At 37.9% G+C, this 839-nt stretch carries 1 protein-coding gene; it reads right to left on the bottom strand.

Going from position 1 to position 839, the window contains the following annotated elements; all coding sequences use genetic code 11:
• A partial coding sequence (locus tag CRYPD_RS07750) for a hypothetical protein (RefSeq protein ID WP_212744006.1) occupies positions 1-750 on the bottom strand: 750 nt, incomplete at its 3' end.
• Between the last annotated feature and the right edge of the window lie 89 nt (positions 751-839).

Below are 839 nucleotides of genomic sequence, written 5' to 3'. Positions count from 1 at the left end.
TGGATATTTTTTTGCCAGGCGTTGTTCAACGATTAACAAGACATTAGTTTGATCATTTCCTACTGTTACAACAACTTGATGCTTACACCCTGTAAATGGATCTGTGCTGTCCATAGCTATCACAGGTTGCCTCCATTCGCTAAGTTTTTCTTGAGACCTTTTAGCCCTTCGAATGCGCCGTTCTATATATAATCTATCTTTTTTCGCCCATAAATTCATGTCAGGCTCCCCCCTTAATGTCTTTGAGAGCTGATTGTGAATATCCTCTAATTTTTCAATCTTTCTGTCAACTCCCAATAATTCGGCTTTGTCGCATTCTTCATATAGAGAAGATTGAAGTGTTCTATACATTTGGATTTTAGAAGTATACTTTTCTAAAGAAGAATATATCTTGTTTAATCCTGTTGGAATTTCTGAACCTGAGTTTCTTTCTAAATGTGTATAAAAATTTGATCTAGCTTGCTCTAACACATCAAAAGAGTTGTTCCATTTACCTCTTTGTGCTTCACGCAAAGTATCAAGAGTGCTGGCTAAAATATCACGATGTTCACTAGATTGGAACTCTTCGCTACCAAGCAACTTTTCTATTTCCTTTATTTGATCATCAAGCTCACTTAATGGATTTTCTAGACTATCACTATAGCGCTTAACCGTCTCAGTTTTTTGGGCAATCTCCCCTTTGTCGTTATCCCAACTGTAAATCGTTTTAGTTCCGTCTGTCGTCATGGTCTTAGTGCCGTCATCATTCACTTGAACTTGCCCTGTCCTGCCAGTAATTTCTGTGTGCTGTAGGGCTGGTATGTCGTTATAAGCAATATAGGCAAAGTCTCGAGTTAAAC

This window comes from Bathymodiolus heckerae thiotrophic gill symbiont (assembly GCF_900180345.1).
Lineage (GTDB): Bacteria > Pseudomonadota > Gammaproteobacteria > PS1 > Pseudothioglobaceae > Thiodubiliella.
The sequence above is the reverse complement of the archived record's forward strand: the minus strand, read 5'-3'. Positions and strand labels throughout refer to the sequence as shown.